18 protein-coding genes are annotated in these 19,612 nt (G+C 45.0%); all 18 read right to left on the reverse strand.

Going from position 1 to position 19,612, the window contains the following annotated elements:
* Position 1: 1 nt before the first annotated feature.
* The 18 genes from urtD to fdx all read right to left on the reverse strand — a co-directional run bounded on the left by urtD (position 2) and on the right by fdx (position 19,602).
* The gene (gene urtD / locus L3V35_RS12040; RefSeq protein ID WP_237299831.1) at positions 2–844 is read right to left on the reverse strand and encodes an urea ABC transporter ATP-binding protein UrtD; all 843 of its coding nucleotides are present in this window, start codon (positions 842–844) and stop codon (positions 2–4) included.
* Positions 841–2,013: an urea ABC transporter permease subunit UrtC gene (urtC, locus tag L3V35_RS12045; protein ID WP_237299833.1), complete on the reverse strand. Its 1,173-nt coding sequence runs from the start codon at positions 2,011–2,013 to the stop codon at positions 841–843. Before urtC ends, urtD begins: the two co-directional genes overlap by 4 nt.
* 10 nt (positions 2,014–2,023) lie before the next feature.
* Positions 2,024–3,652: an urea ABC transporter permease subunit UrtB gene (gene urtB, locus L3V35_RS12050; protein ID WP_237299834.1), complete on the reverse strand. Its 1,629-nt coding sequence runs from the start codon at positions 3,650–3,652 to the stop codon at positions 2,024–2,026.
* Positions 3,653–3,811: 159 nt separating this feature from the next.
* Complete coding sequence (urtA, locus tag L3V35_RS12055) at positions 3,812–5,098, reverse strand: urea ABC transporter substrate-binding protein (protein WP_237299836.1); 1,287 nt, start codon at positions 5,096–5,098, stop codon at positions 3,812–3,814.
* Between the two features lie 294 nt (positions 5,099–5,392).
* Positions 5,393–5,620, reverse strand: a complete 228-nt coding sequence (locus tag L3V35_RS12060; RefSeq protein WP_054548094.1) for a zinc ribbon domain-containing protein — start codon at positions 5,618–5,620, stop codon at positions 5,393–5,395.
* Between the two features lie 36 nt (positions 5,621–5,656).
* Positions 5,657–6,658 (reverse strand): sensor domain-containing diguanylate cyclase, encoded by a 1,002-nt coding sequence (locus L3V35_RS12065; protein WP_054548095.1) that lies wholly within the window; start codon positions 6,656–6,658, stop codon positions 5,657–5,659.
* Between the two features lie 289 nt (positions 6,659–6,947).
* Positions 6,948–7,868: an alanyl-tRNA editing protein gene (locus tag L3V35_RS12070; protein WP_171317017.1), complete on the reverse strand. Its 921-nt coding sequence runs from the start codon at positions 7,866–7,868 to the stop codon at positions 6,948–6,950.
* 133 nt (positions 7,869–8,001) lie between these two features.
* Positions 8,002–9,483: a ribosome biogenesis GTPase Der gene (gene der, locus L3V35_RS12075; RefSeq protein ID WP_171317020.1), complete on the reverse strand. Its 1,482-nt coding sequence runs from the start codon at positions 9,481–9,483 to the stop codon at positions 8,002–8,004.
* A 158-nt stretch (positions 9,484–9,641) separates the two neighbouring features.
* On the reverse strand, positions 9,642–10,802 hold the full coding sequence (bamB, locus tag L3V35_RS12080; protein ID WP_004735107.1) for an outer membrane protein assembly factor BamB: 1,161 nt from the start codon (positions 10,800–10,802) through the stop codon (positions 9,642–9,644).
* Between the two features lie 10 nt (positions 10,803–10,812).
* Positions 10,813–11,427, reverse strand: coding sequence for a YfgM family protein (locus L3V35_RS12085; RefSeq protein WP_054548097.1), 615 nt, complete (start codon positions 11,425–11,427; stop codon positions 10,813–10,815).
* A gap of 79 nt (positions 11,428–11,506) precedes the next feature.
* Positions 11,507–12,775 carry a histidine--tRNA ligase gene (hisS, locus tag L3V35_RS12090; protein WP_054548098.1) on the reverse strand — a complete coding sequence of 423 codons (1,269 nt, stop codon included), beginning with the start codon at positions 12,773–12,775 and terminating at the stop codon, positions 11,507–11,509.
* Between the two features lie 70 nt (positions 12,776–12,845).
* Positions 12,846–13,967, reverse strand: a complete 1,122-nt coding sequence (ispG, locus tag L3V35_RS12095) for a flavodoxin-dependent (E)-4-hydroxy-3-methylbut-2-enyl-diphosphate synthase (protein ID WP_004735104.1) — start codon at positions 13,965–13,967, stop codon at positions 12,846–12,848.
* Between the two features lie 7 nt (positions 13,968–13,974).
* Positions 13,975–14,910 carry a cytoskeleton protein RodZ gene (rodZ, locus tag L3V35_RS12100; RefSeq protein WP_017084407.1) on the reverse strand — a complete coding sequence of 312 codons (936 nt, stop codon included), beginning with the start codon at positions 14,908–14,910 and terminating at the stop codon, positions 13,975–13,977.
* Between the two features lie 440 nt (positions 14,911–15,350).
* Positions 15,351–16,493, reverse strand: coding sequence for a bifunctional tRNA (adenosine(37)-C2)-methyltransferase TrmG/ribosomal RNA large subunit methyltransferase RlmN (locus tag L3V35_RS12105; RefSeq protein ID WP_004735102.1), 1,143 nt, complete (start codon positions 16,491–16,493; stop codon positions 15,351–15,353).
* 434 nt (positions 16,494–16,927) lie between these two features.
* Positions 16,928–17,362: a nucleoside-diphosphate kinase gene (gene ndk, locus L3V35_RS12110; RefSeq protein WP_004735101.1), complete on the reverse strand. Its 435-nt coding sequence runs from the start codon at positions 17,360–17,362 to the stop codon at positions 16,928–16,930.
* Between the two features lie 106 nt (positions 17,363–17,468).
* A complete protein-coding gene (gene pepB / locus L3V35_RS12115; RefSeq protein ID WP_065606557.1) occupies positions 17,469–18,764 on the reverse strand; it encodes an aminopeptidase PepB in 1,296 nt (431 codons plus the stop codon).
* 206 nt (positions 18,765–18,970) lie between these two features.
* Positions 18,971–19,171 carry a Fe-S cluster assembly protein IscX gene (iscX, locus tag L3V35_RS12120; protein WP_004735099.1) on the reverse strand — a complete coding sequence of 67 codons (201 nt, stop codon included), beginning with the start codon at positions 19,169–19,171 and terminating at the stop codon, positions 18,971–18,973.
* 92 nt (positions 19,172–19,263) lie between these two features.
* Positions 19,264–19,602 carry an ISC system 2Fe-2S type ferredoxin gene (gene fdx / locus L3V35_RS12125; protein ID WP_004735098.1) on the reverse strand — a complete coding sequence of 113 codons (339 nt, stop codon included), beginning with the start codon at positions 19,600–19,602 and terminating at the stop codon, positions 19,264–19,266.
* Positions 19,603–19,612: the final 10 nt, after the last annotated feature.

A 19,612-nucleotide genomic window follows, 5' to 3' on the forward strand; every position in this document is an offset into this window, starting at 1 on the left:
CCTATTCTCCGAGATAAACTTGTTTAACTTCTGGGTGAGCCTGCACTTGATCCATAGTGCCTTCGGCCAACACATGACCTTGATGAAGCACGGTGACATGGCTTGCAATGGAGCGCACGAAGTCCATATCGTGTTCGACTACCACAACCGAGTGCTTGCCTGCTAGTGAGTTAAGTAACTCAGAGGTACGGTCCATCTCTTGGTGAGTCATGCCTGCAACGGGCTCATCCACCAGCAACAGCTTGGGGTTTTGCATCAATAACATGCCGATCTCTAACCACTGTTTCTGACCGTGAGACAGGTTACCTGCCAAATTCGCCGCTTCGTCTTTTAAATGAATCAGCTCAAGTACCGAGGTCAGTTTGTCTTTCTGCTCACCAGACATCACAGCAATGAAAGTTGCCCACACTGAGCGGTCACCGGCCATCGCTAACTCAAGGTTCTGCCACACGGTTAAACACTCAATCACGGTCGGTTTTTGGAACTTACGCCCAACGCCTGCATTAGCAATTTCAGCTTCGTTCATCTTGAGTAGATTGATGTTCGAACCTAGCCACACTTCACCAGTGTCCGGCTTAGTTTTCCCTGTGATGATGTCCATCATGGTGGTTTTACCTGCGCCATTAGGACCGATGATGCAGCGAAGCTCTCCCTCTTTGATGTAAAGGTTCAGATCGTTTATCGCTTGGAAACCATCGAAGCTTTTGTTAACGCCTTCTACATACAACAGCACGTTATGACGGGTATCGATGGCGGGATGAATATCGGGTTTGAGGTAATCAAAGACTTGGTCTCGACGAGTGAACGCCTGAACCGATTCCTTTACGCTATTAAATGTGGTCATGCGATCACCTCCTTGGCTTTGTGCTGATCATCCTTATCTTTATCTTGGTTTTTCCCATTCGATGCCTTGCGCAGCTGCCGCCACTTTTCACTGACAAAACCAATCACACCTTGTGGGAAGTACATGGTCGAAAGAACGAATAGCCCACCCAGAGCAAATAACCACACCTCTGGGAACTCAACCGTAAACCAGCTCTTGGCGTAGTTGATGATCAGAGCCCCAACAATGGCACCAAACAGAGTGGCACGACCGCCTAATGCAACCCAAACCACAATCTCAATCGAGTTAAGCGGGGCAAATTCTCCCGGGTTAATGATACCAACTTGAGGGACATATAAAGCCCCAGCAATACCCGCGATAACAGCAGAAAGAACGAAGACCCACAGCTTGATGCCATCGACGTCGTAGCCCATAAAACGAGTACGTGATTCCGTATCACGAATCGCTAATGCCACACGACCTAATCGACTGGTCACCACCATACGACAAGCGATGTAGCTGAGAATAAGCGCAATACCAGTCGCGACAAACAGACCTATCTTGACCGCATCACTCTGCAAGCTCAGACCTATGATGTCTTTGAAGTCTGTCAGTCCATTGTTACCACCAAAGCCCATCTCGTTGCGGAAAAATGCCAGCATCAATGCGTAAGTTAACGCCTGAGTCATGATAGAAAGGTAAACCCCTGATACGCGAGAGCGGAAAGCAAGGTAACCAAACAAGTAAGCCAATGCGCCCGGCACCAACACCACCATTAAGCACGCGAACCAGAACTGATCAAAACCCTGCCAGAACCACGGCAACGCCGACCAATCAAGGAACACCATAAAGTCAGGCAGGATTGGATCACCATAAACCCCACGGTCACCAATCTGACGCATTAAGTACATGCCCATCGCATAACCACCAAGCGCAAAGAAAGCACCGTGGCCGAGGCTCAAGATTCCGAGATAGCCCCACACAAGATCGAGCGCCAACGCCAACATTGCGTAGCTCAGGTATTTACCCATCAGCGAGATAGTGAAAGTCTCGACATGGAGCGGGTGCCCACTTGGTAACATGGTGTTAGCCAGTGGGATAAGAATGACGGCCGCAAGAATGGCAAGGATGGTCAGTTGGCCACCTTTGTCACCACGCATTGCCGAAAGTACAAATGATTTTGACTGCATGATGTTGTCCTTAACCTTCAGCCGCACGACCACGTTGCGGGAAGAGTCCGCGTGGGCGTTTTTGAATAAATAGAATGATGAAAACCAGTACCAGAATTTTGGCGAGAACCGCACCAGCCCATGGTTCTAAAATCTTATTAAATAAGCCAAGGCTGAGCCCTGCGACTAGTGTGCCCCATAGGTTGCCAACCCCGCCGAATACCACCACCATGAATGAGTCGATGATGTACGCCTGCCCCATATTTGGGCCAACGTTAGTCAGTTGAGAAAGCGCTACACCCGCAACACCTGCGACGCCAGAGCCTAAACCGAAGGTCATCGCATCAACTCGCTCAGAACGAATCCCCATCGCACGAGCCATGCCACGGTTTTGAGAAACCGCACGAACCTGTAAGCCTAGTGGTGTCTTTTTCAGAACCATTAATAAGCCCATAAACACCAAACCACAGAACAAGATGATATAAAGTCGGTTGTAAGTCAGGGACAACATTGGGTTCAATTGAAGTGCGCCAGACATCCATTCAGGTGTACTCACTGAGCGGTTCAAAGGAGAGAAAATCGAGCGAACGGCTTGCTGTAAGATCAAGCTGATACCAAAGGTCGCAAGTAAGGTTTCCAATGGGCGACCATAAAGATGACGAATCACACTTCGCTCGATCACAATGCCCACCAAACCTGAAACAATAAACGCAGCAGGGATAGAGAGTATCAGTGCCAAACCAATATGATTGGGCATCAACAATTGCATGACATAGGTGGTATAAGCGCCAATCATGATCAACTCGCCATGAGCCATGTTGATAACACCCATCACACCAAAAGTGATCGCTAAGCCGATACCCGCTAACACCAATACCGAACCTAAACTCAAACCGAAGAATACCGTTTCTACACCCGAATAGAGTGCTTGGCTTTGTTGATAGCTATCCATCGCACGCTCTGCTGCAGCGGTAATGCTTGGATCTTGCTCACTGTTCAGTAGTTGGTTCAGTGTTTTCAGAACGACCGAGTGTTTGAAGTCGCCAACTCGTTCAATTGAAGCCACACGATCTTCAATGGTGGCACTGTTATTAAGAGAGGTGGAAATCGCTAACGACAAATCCATTAGCTCAGCTACTTTGCCATCTGATTCATTGGTTCTGAGTTCAGTGAGTCGTTCGATAATGTCAGCGTCTTTGGTTCCTAACAAATCCAAAACCGCTTTATAACGCACATCAGGGTTGCCGCTGTTCAGTCCAATAGAAGCAATTTCCCCGCGTAATATCCCGCGAAGTTTGTTATTCACACGAACCTTTTTAAACTGTCTAGCATTCTCGATATTAAGCGTTGAATCAGTCCATACTGACTGAGCTGACGTTGCCGTTTTGATGTTTTGAATGAGGTAGAGCTGTTTGTACTGCTCGCTCTGTTTCTCATTGAAGTAGTAAAGGTTTCCGTTTAACCAGCCATCTAAAATAGGTTTCGACACATCTTCCGTTTGCGTCTCAATCACCCAATCAATAGCTAATTCTTTATCCGATGTTTTCTTACCAACTAGCGCCTTGGTAAAGCTAGCTTCATCCGTTATTCCCGCAAAAGCCAACTGAGCACTGACTGCCATGAGCAATAGTGCCTTAAATACGTTTAATACGTTTTTCATCCCTGCTTCCTTAACCAACCAAGTTAGATATTGTTATTTTTACTTGGAGGATGTGTGGATAGTGGTTGTTACCTGAAACTATGAACCTTCCGGTCGCTTCGCCCCTTAAACAAGGGCGTTCTCCCAAACAGGAAGGCTCAATATTCCTGACTTAACGCTCTAGTTACCGCCAGAACACTTCTTCGTTTCGACGTTAAACGCACCACATGAGAATGGCTTCGACCAGCTAGAGAACAGTTTTGCCGATTCAGGTAAGTAACTCGACCAGGCATCACCCGCCACTAGTCCAGTGGTTTCCCAAACAATGTCGAATTGACCATCGTCTTGGATCTCACCGATCAGGACTGGTTTAGTAATGTGGTGGTTTGGCAGCATGGTTGAGTAGCCACCAGAAAGATTTGGAACAGACACACCAATCAAGGCATCTTGCACAGATTCAGGATCGGTTGTGCCCGCATTAGTGACCGCTTGAGCCCACATGTTGAAGCCAACATAGTGAGCTTCCATTGGGTCATTGGTGACACGTTTTTCACTTTTAATGAACGACTGCCACGTTTCAACAAACTCTTCATTGGGTTCTGTATCAACACTCATGAAGTAGTTCCATGCCGCTAGGTGGCCTACCAGTGGTTCTGTGTCCATACCTGATAGTTCTTCTTCACCAACGGAGAATGCGATAACTGGGATGTCTTCAGATGAAATGCCTTGAGCGCCTAGCTCTTTATAGAAAGGCACGTTCGCATCGCCATTCACAGTAGAAACCACAGCGGTTTTCTTGCCTGCTTCGCCGAACTTTTTGATGTCTGAAACGATAGATTGCCAATCAGAGTGACCAAATGGCGTGTAGTTGATCATGATGTCTTCTTCTGCGACACCTTTATCTTTTAGGTAGGCTTCAAGGATCTTATTGGTGGTACGTGGATAAACGTAATCGGTACCTGCAAGTACCCAGCGCTCAACTTCAAGCTCTTCCATCAAGTAATCCACTGCAGGGATCGCTTGTTGGTTTGGCGCGGCACCGGTGTAGAAAACGTTTTTAGAAGACTCTTCGCCTTCATACTGTACTGGGTAGAAAAGGATGCTGTTAAGTTCTTCAAAAACAGGCAGCATGGATTTACGTGATACCGATGTCCAACCACCGAACACCACATCCACTTTCTCTTTTTCGATAAGCTCACGTGCTTTTTCTGCAAATAGCGGCCAGTTTGACGCAGGGTCAACAACCACAGGTTCCAACTTCTTGCCAAGCAAACCGCCCTTTTTGTTCTGCTCTTCGATAAGCATTAGCACGGTATCTTTTAGCGTGGTTTCACTGATCGCCATAGTGCCAGAGAGTGAGTGTAGAACACCGACCTTGATGGTCTCATCAGCAGCAAGCACTGTTGCAGAAGAAAATGAAAGTGTTGTACACAGTGCAGCTAGCGATAAATTGAACACCTTGTTCATGATATTACTCCATAATTGTATTTTTGTTATTCAATTACAGAGTTACAAGAAGAGTGCCAAACTTATAAACCAACAAAATTATTTATAAGTAATTGTATTGATGGAAGTTAAAAGAAACTAACACCAATGGAGTGCATAGCGATCATGTCACTATGTTTCATGCTGGTGCAGTGGCGATGAGAATGAACCAAGATGACACATTCCTGTTCATCAGATACAAAAAAGACCCAACACTTTGGTACTGGGTCTTTGATAAAGCATCAACGATAATCGTTCAAACCATGTAGCTTAAGACTATTCCGCTGGTTGGAATTCGAATTTTACTCTCGACTTAGACTTCAATTCGTTGCAATCGGCATTACAAAAATAGCTCGCCGCACCACAGGCTTGAAGCTTCTCAAGTTGGCTACTGCACTCAGGGCAAAACCCAACTTTAGTAAAGTGAGCCTGACAACTTTCACAGTGATACTTGCCATCCCAAGTTAGATCAGACTGGCACTTAGGGCAGATATTTTCACTCATTAGCATTTCCTAATTCACTACTATTTTTACAATCTACTACCGCTGAGACTTGGCTTGCTTGATTTGATACATGTTCTTATCAGCTTGTGCGATCAACTGGTCTAATCCTTGAGGCTCTTTCTCACAAGACAACCCAACACTCACTGAGAACTGCACATCATTGATATAAAGCGCTTGTTGCAGTGCTTTCTCTAAGTCGTGGTAGAAGCTAACAACGCTTTCTTGATCATCAAAGCAAGAGAACACCACAAACTCATCGCCACCGTAACGCCCTATCTTGGCACATGCTGTGGTAGCCTCATCGAGGACTTTTGCAACCGCCAACAGCACATCATCACCAAAACTATGACCATAAGTATCGTTAATCGATTTGAACTTATCGACATCAACAAACAGACACGCCATAACCTTGTCACCAAAACATCGCTTAGCCAACACTTTCTCAGCTTCATTAAACAATGCGCGACGATTCAAGCAATGGGTAAGAGAATCACGATTAGCAAAAAAGTTAAGCTGATTCTCCAGTTCAAACTTTTCTAGTGCGACCGAATATAGGGAGGCCAATAGCTCTAAGATCTCAAGCTCAAATTCATGCGGCTCAGATATGTACTGGCTATAAATGGCGAAGGTACCCAGTACATGACCGTGCGATGAGATGATAGGTACCGACCAACAGGCATGTAAATTGGCTTGATTGGTTAAGGCTAAGAAAGGTGCCCAGTTTGGGTGTGTATTTATATTGGAGACCATCACTGCTTTCTTGAGTGCAGCCGCCTCGCCACAAGAACCAATCCCTGCACCAATCCCAACCCCTTCTATCTGCTGATTGTAAAAATCAGGCAGGTTTGGGGCATATTCAAGGTGTAAAGTCTTTGACTCAGAGTTGAGCAGTAAAATTGAAGCCATGCGCTGCCCAAAAATCTGCTCGGTAAGCTGAATGATCTTATGGTTTAAATCTTTGCGATCCATCCCAAGAGCAAGCTTGCGCAGCAAACTGTTGACGGCTCGATGGCCTTCTAATAAAAATTGTTGTTCCATTCACTAAAGCTTTCAATTGTGTAATAGGGTACAGCTTGTTCTTATGCAAGCTTACTATTGGTTAATAATAACACACTAAATAAGCTGTACACACAATCGAAGATCATAGGTTGATCTTTCGCTTTATCTATTTTGATCAGCGATCTACCCCAAAAAGAATATTTATATCACCACACACCGAAAGCATAAGTTACATGTGCTGCATTTCAATTTTAAATAGTCATTTATATTAAAAGTTACCTATTAAAACAAAACAAACAGCATAAGCCATTTCGATCTGTAGTCTAAATCATCGTATTACATGCGTCAGCATTTCAATATGCTGGTCATCTAACTGGGTTAACTTAACCGATAAAGACTTAAGCTCTGACGTATTCTCGATGTGAGTACCACCACAAGGAATAGACACTAAAGTGTCGCTATCCAACTGCCATTCCCAATAGCGAGAGTCTGTTAATGCCTCACCTTCCAGTCTCATTGCTACTGGCGTCGAGTCTGCGAGCCAACCTTTAATCATCTGATTGATGTCGGCTTCGATACCATCAAGATTGGTTAGCATGTCTGCAACGTTCAAACCGCGCTTCTTCAGGGTTTTTCCCAAACGATACTTATCGGTACACAACTCGGGAGTCACAAAGCTAGTCACTTGCGCGTAGCTATTGAAGTCGTAACTGCCAAGCGGATCTTTTCTATCTGCATCTTTACGCCAGTAGCTCTCAGCCAATACTTTATTCAAGGCTAGGAAAGCGATGTGGCCAGCGCTGTGACCACGGCTCAAACTAGCTTGATACTCTTTATCAACCGTCAACATGACTTCGTCGTTAACCTTAATCATAGAAGCAGATACAGGTAGCTGGTGGACAACCACAAACGCCCACCCTTCCGTATCACGCTTAACAGGGATATCTGCTGCGATATGAAGCTTGCCAGTAGATTGTTCTATTGCACCAACAAGACAGTCTTCAACTGGATATTGCACGTCACCAACATTAACAAAGCCTTGGTCTGCAGGGTGATCTGGCCAAATATGACTCACTGGGTGGAAAGGTGTCATGTCGGTGATCAGGTAGGTTTTGCTGTCGTCGTTTTCAACGTACAACGCCTTTGCTTTGATCTGCCAAGCCTGATGACAAAATTGAGTGATGGTTGGTGTGATAACTATTATTGGTTTCATGGATGTCGCTGGTGTCATGGAATCGCTAGTGGTCATATCGTTCTTCTTTTGAAATTGAGTCTAATTCGTTAACCCATCACGATATGGAGATATGAGGTTATGGCTTAACATGAATTTTGCTTAAAAAAATACCCGAGACAGGCTCGGGTATCAAATCTATTGGAAAGGTTTACTTACGACCTTTAACCATGCTCATCATACGCTTACGTTTACGTTCTTGAGAAATTGTCAGCTTGGTTGTCTTAGCTTCAAATGGGTTCTCGCTGTTCTGGAATTGAATGCGAATAGGTGTACCCATAATCTCTAGTGAACGACGGTAGTAGTTCATCAAGAATCGTTTGTATGAATCTGGCAAGTTACGTACTTGGTTACCGTGGATAACGATAATCGGTGGGTTGTAGCCACCAGCGTGCGCGTATTTCAATTTAACACGACGGCCACGAACCATAGGTGGTTGGTGATCATCAGTCGCCATCTTCATGATACGAGTTAGCACAGAAGTACCAACACGAGTCGTTGCTGACTTGTAAGCTTCTTGAACAGATTCAAACAAGTGACCAACACCTGTACCGTGAAGTGCAGAGATAAAGTGAATACGTGCGAAATCAACAAAACCTAAACGGCGGTCTAGTTCTTTCTTAACGCGATCTTTAACATCGCTGTCTAGACCATCCCACTTATTTACTGCAATTACGATAGAACGACCAGCATTCAACGCAAAGCCCAACAAGCTTAAGTCTTGATCAGAAATGTTGTCTCGAGCATCAATAAGCAGTAATACAACGTTAGCGTCTTCAATCGCTTTCAGTGTTTTAACAACCGAGAACTTTTCAACAGTTTCGTTGATATTCTTACGACGGCGTACACCAGCAGTATCGATTAGAACGTATTCACGCTCATCACGCTGCATTGGAATATAAATAGAATCACGAGTTGTACCTGGCATATCGTAAACAACCACACGCTCTTCACCAAGAATACGGTTAGTTAGTGTTGATTTACCTACGTTAGGACGGCCAATGATCGCTAGCTTAATTGGTTGATCTTGAAGGCGCTTGAATTCTTCTTCTGCTTCTTCTTCAGTGAAATCAACTTGCTCTTCTTCGTCGTCTTCAAACTCAGTCAAATCGCTTACTTCGCCATTCTCAGCTTTTAAAGCTTCTGCGAACGGGTTAAGAGCAAGGTCAATCAACGCTGTTACACCACGACCGTGCGCAGCTGCGATTTGATACATGTCTTCTACACCTAGTTGCCAGAAGTCAGCACTTGCAGCATCAGGGTCGATACCATCAACCTTGTTTACGACTAGCATTGAAGGCTTTTCTAGTTGACGAAGGTGCTTAGCGATAGCCACGTCTGAAGGAGTTAGACCTGCGCGGCCATCTACCATAAATAGAACGACATCAGCTTCATCAATCGCCGCTAGCGACTGTTCAGCCATTTTAGTTTCAACACCTTCTTCGGTACCGTCGATACCACCAGTGTCAATAACAATAAAGTCATGCTCGCTAAAATGAGCATGACCGTATTTACGGTCACGCGTTAAGCCAGGGAAATCCGCAACCAATGCATCACGAGTTCGAGTCAATCGGTTAAATAACGTAGATTTACCTACGTTCGGACGCCCTACTAGAGCAACAACAGGTACCATAACAACCTCTACAATTTCTTCTATAAATGTAGTTATAGGTAAGCACTTGTTTTCAAGTTAAAACTCTTACCTATAACCACACGATTTATTAATTTTAAACAACAAAACGGCTCCTGGCTGTTACCAACCAGGAGCCGACTGTGAATTGTATCACGCTTTTATTGGCTAATCGTTAGTTTCTTTACATCGCCATTGCGAGTCGTCACTAAGTAGCCTTCAGGCATTTCAATTGGCGCAACCGCAAAGCCGCTATCATCGACGAGCTGTTGAGCAACAAACTCACCCGATGAACGATCTAACCAGTGCAGATAACCTTCAGTATCACCCACAACTACATAACCATTAATAATAGCAGGTGCTGTCAGTAAGCGGTTTTCTAACAATGGAGTGCTCCAAAGTTCAGTACCACTACGCGCATCAACCGCAACCACATGGTCTTTGTCGGTAACAACGAACAAACGACTGCCGTCACTTGCTAAATCAATCGCTGACGAATAGTTACGCTTCCAAATTGGCTTACCAGAACGAAGATCGATAGCGATTAGCTGACCATTAATACCTACTGTATACAGGGTGCCGCCAAGAACAATCGGTGATGCATCAACATCAACCAAACGATCTATTTCCGTTGCACCTTTTGGTGTGCCTACTGGCTGTTGCCAAATAAGCTGACCACGGTCAACAATTGCGGCTGCTAAACGACCATTTGCCGTTCCCCAGAATACACCGCCAGAAACAGCAACAGGCGAGCTATCGCCACGAAGTGTTAGGCTTGGAACTTCAGTGCTAATCGTCCATTTTTGTTCGCCGCTTTCTTGATCTAACGCGATCAACATACCGCGACTGGTATGAACAATAACCATGTTGCTTTCAGTTGCTGGGGATGCAAGCACCTCACCATTTACTGATACACGCCACAGCTCTTCACCGGTTGATTCATCCATAGCGATCACTTCGCCATTTTCAGAACCAACAAATATTTTGCCGTAAGCCGCCGTTAAACCACCCGATAAACGAGCCAGTACTTCTTTCTCAAGATCGACTTTCCACAGCTCTTTACCTGTTTCAGGGTCAAGCGCTTTAACCATACCTTCACGGCTCGCAACAAACACTTTGTCGTAAGCCAATTCTGGCGTTAGTTTTGAAAAGTAGTGGCCAACACCATCACCAACCGACGTAGACCATTCCTGGCTAGGAGTGAATTCGCTATTTACTGTTGGTACTGGCGCCATGATTACGGTGTCTTCTTCACCCGCACAGCCAGCCAATAGGCCAAGAGCAATCGCACACAACGCCGCTTTTGGAAACATCTTCTTCATTCAAAGCGCCTTATTTAGCTAGGTCGTCAAGTTTGATTTGAAGCGTTTGGCTCGCATCAGCTGCTTGTTGTGCTTCAGAATAAGCACTGTAAGCCGCATCTGTATCGCCTTTACGAAGTGAGATATCACCACGCAGTTCAGCAACACGGCCAGTCCAAGATTCGTCAGTCATCGCTTCAAGATCAGTCAATGCTGCGTCAAATTCACCTTGCTCAGCTTTGATACGTGCAGCACGGTAAGTCAGTAGTGGCGTAAGAGCCGCATCCTTAGTTGCCGATTTTGCCCACTCAAGCTGTTCAAGTGCTGCTGCAAGCTCACCCGCTTGAACTTGCGCTTTTGCTAATTGCATAGCAGCAAGTACAGAGTATTCAGCGTCTTTGTTAGCGTCGATAAAAGCTTGAATATCAGATTGAGCATCAACGCCCTTAGCATCAAGAGCTGAAATTACAGAGGTGTAGCCTTCTGAAGCGACTTCACGCGCTTCAACGACTGAATCTTGGTAATAGCGCCAGCCAAATAGACCGCCTAAACCAATAACTGCACCAAAGATTACGGCTTTACCGTTCTCTTTCCACCAATCTTTAATGGCTTCAACTTGTTGCTCTTCGCTATCGTAAAGTTCCACTTCCTGTCCTCTTTAATTCTTTAAACGCCAGCATAGTGCTGACGTTGATATTCATGATGAGCGTTTGCTCAATGGCTAATTAGATTAGCGCAGCAACTTTCTCTGCAACGTCCGTTTGAGACACGGTTTCTTGCTCGCCGCCAACCAGATCTTTTAGCACAACTGTATTGTCAGCAACTTCGTTCTCACCAAGTACCAGTGCTACAACAGCACCTACTTTGTCAGCACGCTTGAATTGCTTCTTGAAGTTACCACCACCGAAGTGGTTCATTACGCGTACGCCTTCAACGGTATCGCGTAATTGATTCGCTAACTGCATGCCTGCGATCATAGTACCTTCGCCAGCAGCAACCACGTATACGTCAACGCTACGGCGAACTTCTGTTAGCTCTAGCGTTTCCATCATAAGAACCAGACGCTCTAGGCCCATTGCGAAGCCAACAGCATTGGTTGCTTTGCCGCCTAGTTGCTCAACAAGACCATCGTAACGACCGCCGCCACAAACTGTACCTTGAGCACCAAGACTGTCAGTGATCCACTCAAATACTGTGCGGTTGTAGTAATCTAGGCCACGTACTAGACGCTCATTAACTTGGTATTCGATACCAACAGCGTCAAGAAGTTCACACAAACCAGCAAAATGTTGCTTCGATTCTTCACCTAAATATTCAGATAGTCGAGGTGCGTCACCTAAGATCGCTTGAACATCTGGGTTCTTAGTATCAAGTACACGTAGAGGGTTAGTGTGCATGCGACGTTTGCAGTCTTCATCTAACACATCAATGTGTTGCTCAAGGAAAGCCACTAACGCTGTACGATAGCTTACGCGATCTTCTTGAGAACCGATTGAGTTCAGCTCGAGGCGAACGTGCTTATCGATGCCGAGTTCACGCCATAGACGTGCTGTCATCATGATAAGTTCTGCGTCAACGTCTGGACCGTCTAGGCCAAACACTTCAACACCACATTGGTGGAATTGACGGTAACGACCTTTTTGAGGACGCTCGTGACGGAACATTGGACCCATGTACCATAGGCGCTGCTCATCACGGTTGATAAGGCTGTTTTGAATACATGAACGTACACAACCTGCTGTGCCTTCTGGACGCAGCGTTAGGCTATCACCATTACGGTCATCAAAGGTGTACATCTCTTTAGAAACAACATCAGTTTCTTCACCAACCGCACGGCTAAATAGGTTCGTTTCTTCAACGATAGGCATACGTACTTCGTTGTAACCGTATGCACTCACCACACTTTTAACTGCGCTTTCTACTTTCTGCCACAGTGGTGATTGAGTTGGAAGGCAGTCGTTCATGCCTCGAATTGCTTGGATATTTTTAGCCACAGTATTTATTCCGTAATTTCTCACGACCAGGTGTTAGTGCGAATAGACAATCACACCCCATCGCGTTGTATTAATCTTCTAAGTTTTCTACATCAATGCGATTTGCTTTATCAAGCACTGACGCTTTTGCACGAATCTTAGCTTCAAGTTTGTCTACAAGGTCATCGTTGTCGAAGCGCTCTTTCTGACGCTTACCGTCTTCGTAGAAGGCACTCTTACGAGCACTACCCGCAAGGCCTAAGTGAGACACTTCAGCTTCACCAGGGCCGTTAACGACACAACCGATTATTGAGACGTCCATTGGAGTCACTATGTCTTCTAAGCGTTCTTCAAGGGCGTTAACGGTGTTGATAACATCGAACTCTTGACGAGAACAGCTTGGGCACGCAATGAAGTTGATGCCACGCGAGCGAATGCGCAAAGATTTAAGAATATCAAAGCCCACTTTGATCTCTTCGATTGGATCTGCTGCTAGCGAGATACGCAGCGTATCGCCGATACCTTCAGACAATAACATGCCCAAACCTACAGCCGATTTCACAGAACCCGCACGTGCTCCACCCGCTTCAGTAATACCTAGGTGAAGTGGTTGATCAATCTGCTTAGCAAGCAAACGGTAAGAACCGACGGCTAGGAATACATCAGAAGCCTTCACGCTGACTTTGAATTGATCAAAGTTCAGACGGTCTAGGATATCGACGTGACGCATTGCAGATTCAACCAGCGCTTCTGCTGTAGGCTCTGTGTATTTCTCTTGGATCTCTTTTTCAAGAGAACCGCCGTTAACACCAATACGAATCGGGATATTCATATCACGAGCACAATCCACAACAGAGCGAATGCGGCTTTCGTTACCGATGTTACCTGGGTTGATACGCAGACAGTCAACCCCATACTCTGCCACTTTAAGAGCGATACGGTAGTCGAAGTGAATGTCAGCAACCAAAGGAACAGAGACCTGCTGCTTGATTAGCTTAAAGGCTTCAGCGGCCTCCATAGTCGGTACAGATACGCGAACGATATCTGCCCCCACTTTTTCCAAAGCTCGAATTTGAGCGACGGTCGCGGCGACATCTGTTGTTCTTGTGTTGGTCATGGATTGCACAGCAATTGGTGCACCATCACCGATCGGCACATCACCCACATAAATACGGGTTGATTTGCGACGAATAATAGGAGATTCGTGTTGCATATTAACTCTAAGGTAAGGTTATTCTAGCTACTTTGCCTGAAGTATACCCAGAAAGGTCGACAGGTTCACTTGCAAATGTCATCGATACGCCTTCAGGCGCACCCAGAATCACTTTATATGGTGCAGTTCCAGAAAGATTTAATGTCTGGCCTGCTTTTTTAATGCCAGTAGATAACGTTTTGCCCGAAGCATCTTTCACTTGGATCCAGCAATCAGCAGAAAACTGCATCACTAGCTCGTTAACCACAGCTTCAGGCGCTACAGTCTCTGGTTCCGCAGTAACCGAAGCAACGTCTGCTGCTTCTGGTGCTTCTTCAATGACTTCAACAGGGTCAAGAGTTACTGAATCTTCAGCTGAACTCACTTCAGTAAGCTCATCAGAGTTTTCAGTAACAGGTGATGTCTCTGTGTTTTGTTCTGCTTCAATCACTTCTAATGAAGTCAGCTCAGGATCAAGCGACTCTTCTACCACTAGCTCTTCCGAGCTTTCAGTATTGGCTAAAGATTGAGATAAGGTGTCTTGCTGTTGATTCTGCCACCACCAAAGAGAGGAGATACCCACAATCACAGCAAAGATGCTCCAAGTAAGGAGCATAATACGGCTATTGTGCTTCTCGGTTTTAGTCTTACGAGAGAAGCTCAACATTTCTTGTTCTTGATGTTGGGCATCACCAGAATGATGAAGCGCGTTCAACACGACTTTTTCATCAAGATTGACGTATTTCGCGTATGAACGAATGTAACCACGCATAAAGGTGGCAACCTGATCTGACTCGAATTGGTTTTCTTCAATTTGCTGGATAAGCGTAACGCGTAGCTTCAAGCGATCAGAGATCTGCTTTTGTGTTAAACCAAGAGATTCTCGTTTATTTTTGAGCAGCGTTCCCGCTTCAATTGCTGGAGCGACAGTTTCTTGCGTTTGTGTTTCTTGTTCTGTGTTCATAGAGAGTGAACTTCTAAAGTATTATTGCAGGTTGATGAGAGCATTTTTTATTTTCGTTTAAGCTCAATCTTACAACCTACTATGTGGAATTTTTCCTGTCACCCGGTTCATCAACCCTTAAAGTAGAAAACCACACACTGTTGGTGAGCGACTTTCTCAGGAAGCTAGTTTATCAAGTAGCCAACCTAAATAGACACATTGACGATTATCGGGTAACAAGCGAGCACTTAAATTAATTTAAGATTATTTAATCATAAGCTAATGCCATTACAAGGCAAAAACACTTTCGACAAAATTTACCGTCAGCTCATGGTTTTGTCCAAAATTTAACGAAAAATGTAAGAAAGCGTGGGGAAAAAATCCAATTTTTGGAAATTCACCTTCCAGAAAAGCAACAAGCCAGAAGGAATCCTTCTGGCTTGTTTAGATCTAAATGGTATTTAAACCGCTTTTACTTGAATCACATCACCTGCGATTAAGTTGGCTTCAGAGGCGGCTTTCAGCATTTTAGTACGCTTGGTTCTATCAATAACATCACCAACCAACTGACCACATGCGGCATCAATATCATCGCCACGTGTTTTACGAACCGTTACTGTGTAGTTGTATTCCATCAGCGTTTTTTGGAAGCGATCAATACGAGAGTTGCTTGGCTTCTTGTAAGGCGAACCCGGATAAGGGTTGAATGGGATCAAGTTGATCTTACAAGGCGTCTCTTTCATTAGCTCAGCAAGTTCACGAGCGTGGTCCATATCGTCATTCACATGATCCAATAGAACGTACTCAACCGTTACTTTACCGCGGTTAGCATTTGAAGAAGCAATGTAACGACGAACCGATGCTAGGAAATCTTGGATATCCCAACGGTCGTTGATTGGCATGATTTGGCTACGTAGTGCATCGTTTGGTGCGTGTAGAGAAATCGCCAGAGCTACATCGATGTTGTCTGTCATCTGATCAAGACCAGAAACAACACCAGATGTTGATACTGTCACACGACGCTTAGACAGTGAGAATCCTAGATCATCAAGCATCAGTTCTAATGATGGAATTAGGTTCTTCATGTTAAGCAGAGGCTCACCCATACCCATCATTACGACGTTAGTAATTGGACGACGACCCGTATCTTTCTCTAAACCGATTTCACGTGCAGCACGCCAGATTTGACCAACGATCTCTGAAACTTTCAGGTTACGGTTGAAGCCTTGTTGAGCCGTAGAGCAGAATTTACATTCAAGCGCACAACCTACTTGCGAAGATACACATAGCGTCGCACGGTCACCATCTGGGATGTATACCGTCTCAACGTCTTGGTCACCAACGCTCATAGCCCATTTAATGGTGCCATCCGCAGAGTGCTGAGCTTCAGAAACGATAGGTGCAACAATCTCACAGCGATGCAGCAGTTTCTCACGTAATTTTTTGTTGATGTTGTTCATTTGTTCGAAGTCATCGACACCGAAGTGATAAATCCACTTCATCACTTGCTCTGCTCGAAACGCTTTCTCATTCAGTTCTTCTGTGAAAAATTTACGAAGACCTTTACGATCAAAATCGAGTAGATTGACTTTAGCTGTGGTCATGATGCCTCTCAATGACGGAACAATAATTAAGGGCGCGAATTGTACAGGCTTTACGTAACTTCAACAAGCGCTGTAAAACCCTGTGTTTATTAAGACATTCAAAGTTAAGCGATTAAAATTTGAACAATTGTTTTGTTCGGTCTGAGAATACCTAAATTAAAGAAAAGATTCCCGATTACGCTCCTCCGTTGCTCTCGGGAATGACGTAAATAATCTCCACAAGCTCACCAGTACTTACCACAAGATTGTGGCCCCGTCATTCCAGAACTGAGGAACGAGGTATCTGGAATCTCCAACAACTAACAGAGATTCCCGATTACACTCCTACGTCGCTCTCGGGAATGACGACTAAATAGATTATCGAGAATGCAAAGTCCACATACGAAAAAGGCTTCACCGAAGTGAAGCCTTTATTGATATTTGCTGCTGTCTGCTTATTCAGCTGGACGTGGGCAAATTTCAGATTCTGGGAAGAAGAATTCGATCTCGCGAGCTGCAGACTCAGGGCTGTCACTGCCGTGTACTGAGTTGTAACGCATGCTGATTGCGTAGTCAGCACGGATAGTGCCGCATGCCGCTTCTTCTGGGTTAGTTTTACCCATTAGTTCACGGTAACGAGCGATCGCATTTTCGCCTTCAAGTACTTGAACCATGATAGGACCAGAAGTCATGAACTCTTTTAGTGGTCCAAAGAACTCTTTACCTTCATGTTCTGCATAGAAGCCACTTGCTTGCGCTTCAGTAAGAGAAACCATTTTAGCGGCAATAATCTGTAGGCCTGCTTTTTCAATGCGGTGGTAGATTTCACCAACAAGGTTACGCTTAACTGCATCCGGCTTAACAATTGAGAACGTTCTTTCTAGAGCCATAGGGATTCCTTCACTTCATTTTTTTGTTATTAAATACTGAAATTACTGAGATCATTCGATCTGAGTTGATGAATAAGCGGTATCGAAATACCGCTCACTCTTATTATTATTTTGCTTGGTCGATAAGAAGACGAGCCAGTGTACGAACACCCATACCGGTCGCGCCTGCAGCCCACTTATCACTTGATGACTTACGGTAAGTACCCGCGCAGTCCATGTGGATCCAACCTTTTTTGTAGTCATCAACAAAGTAAGAAAGGAACGCAGCAGCTGTACTTGCACCCGGAGTGTAATCACCAGAGCTGATGTTTGATAGATCAGCAAAATTTGAAGGCAACATGCCACGGTGGAAATCAGCAAGAGGCAATGGCCATAGGCCTTCTTTCTCTTGATTTGCAGCCGTTAGTGCTTGGTGAGACAACTCATCATCGAAGCTCAATAGCGCGTGGTAATCATTACCCAGTGCGTTTTTAGCCGCGCCGGTAAGCGTTGCACAGTCGATGATCAACTCAGGGTTTTGTGCACTTGCGTACATCAAACCATCAGCAAGAACCAAGCGACCTTCCGCATCGGTATTCATGATCTCAACCGTCTTACCATTTTTGTAAGTAATGATGTCGCCAAGCTTCAATGCACGACCCGAGATCATGTTCTCTGCACAACATAGAATAAGCTTAATACGCTTGTTCAAGCCGCGTTCAATCGCTAGACCTAAACCACCCGTAATAGTTGCTGCGCCGCCCATGTCAGCCTTCATTGCTGTCATGAATTGACCTGGCTTGATGCTGTAACCGCCTGAGTCGAAAGTGATACCTTTACCAACCAGACAAGCAAATACAGGTGCGTCTTCGTCGCCGGTAGGGTTGAAGTCCAGTTGAAGCATTGCAGAAGTACGCTCAGAGCCGCGGCCTACCGCGTAGATGCCTTCCCAACCTTCGGTTAGTAGGTCTTTGTCTTTAACGATTTTCGCTTTAACTGTGCCCGCAGGAGCCACTGACTTGATGTATTCCGCAGCCATTGTCGCTAATTGACGAGGGGCCACTTCTTCAGCGGTTTTGTTGATAATGTCACGAGTCCAATCAGTAGAGCGAATGCGAGCTTCTAGCTCAGCTTGATCGGTTTCTGAAAGTGTATCCCATTCCAATGCATTCTTTTTCTTTGGTCCACGGTAGCCTTGGTAGAAAGCCCAAACGCTTTCTAAATCCCACCCTTCACCGCTAAGTGAAACCAATGCGATACCTTGTCCGTCAAGCGTACGACCAGCACGTTGAACCGCCCCTAAATCGTGGCCTTCACCAATGTGAATTGTCGCTCCCGCTTCAGAAAACGATAAAATAGCTCTTGCTCCCCACTGAGGCTGGGCAGCTTCTTGACTTAAAAATACTGACATCTGTGTAGACATGATTTCTCCTTGTCATGAACCACCTTGAGTGTGTGGTTCTGATTATTTTTTATTAGCGGACTGATGTTAGCATTATGTAGGAGAAAAATGTCATTTTGATAAAAAAACGGACCATAAGGTCCGCTTTTTTTAGTAAGAATTGTTAACTTGGCTGTGTTTTATATTGGATAAATTCCAACCAACGGCCAAATTATAGAACAAGAGGGCTAGTCCATCTCATCCATCCAGCACAAAATAATGGCCTCTAGAATTTTCTCATTCGAGTGATTCGGCTCATCATCAAAATCTTCGAGATCTAACACCCATTGATGCAAGTCCGTAAAACGCACCGTTTTAGGATCGGTATCTGGGTATAAATCACATAGTTCAATCGCAATATCTCGCGAATCAATCCATTTCAAGCTCATAACACTTCCTTATATTTATCAGCGACGATTTGTCATCTTCATGATTTATATTCTATGCCAGTTTTACTAACAGTTTTAGCCGAGCTGAGTTCTTAGTGCTCTTCAGAAGCTAGGTTCAATGTGTACTTTGGAATCTCAACAACCAGGTCAGTATCCGCCACTTTAGCTTGGCAACCAAGACGAGATTCCATTTCCAGACCCCATGCTTTATCAAGCATGTCGTCTTCTAGGTCATCACTTTCTTCTAATGAGTCGAAACCTTCACGAATCACAACGTGACATGTAGTACATGCACACGACTTTTCACATGCGTGTTCAATACCAATACCGGCCTTCAGTGCAACATCAAGAACCGTCTCACCAGTTTTTGCTTCTAAAACAGCGCCTTCTGGACATAGATCTTCGTGAGGTAAAACAATAATCTTTGGCATGTTTATCTAT

This window comes from Vibrio sp. L5-1 (genome assembly GCF_021728315.1).
In the GTDB taxonomy this organism is placed as follows: Bacteria; Pseudomonadota; Gammaproteobacteria; order Enterobacterales; family Vibrionaceae; genus Vibrio; species Vibrio splendidus_K.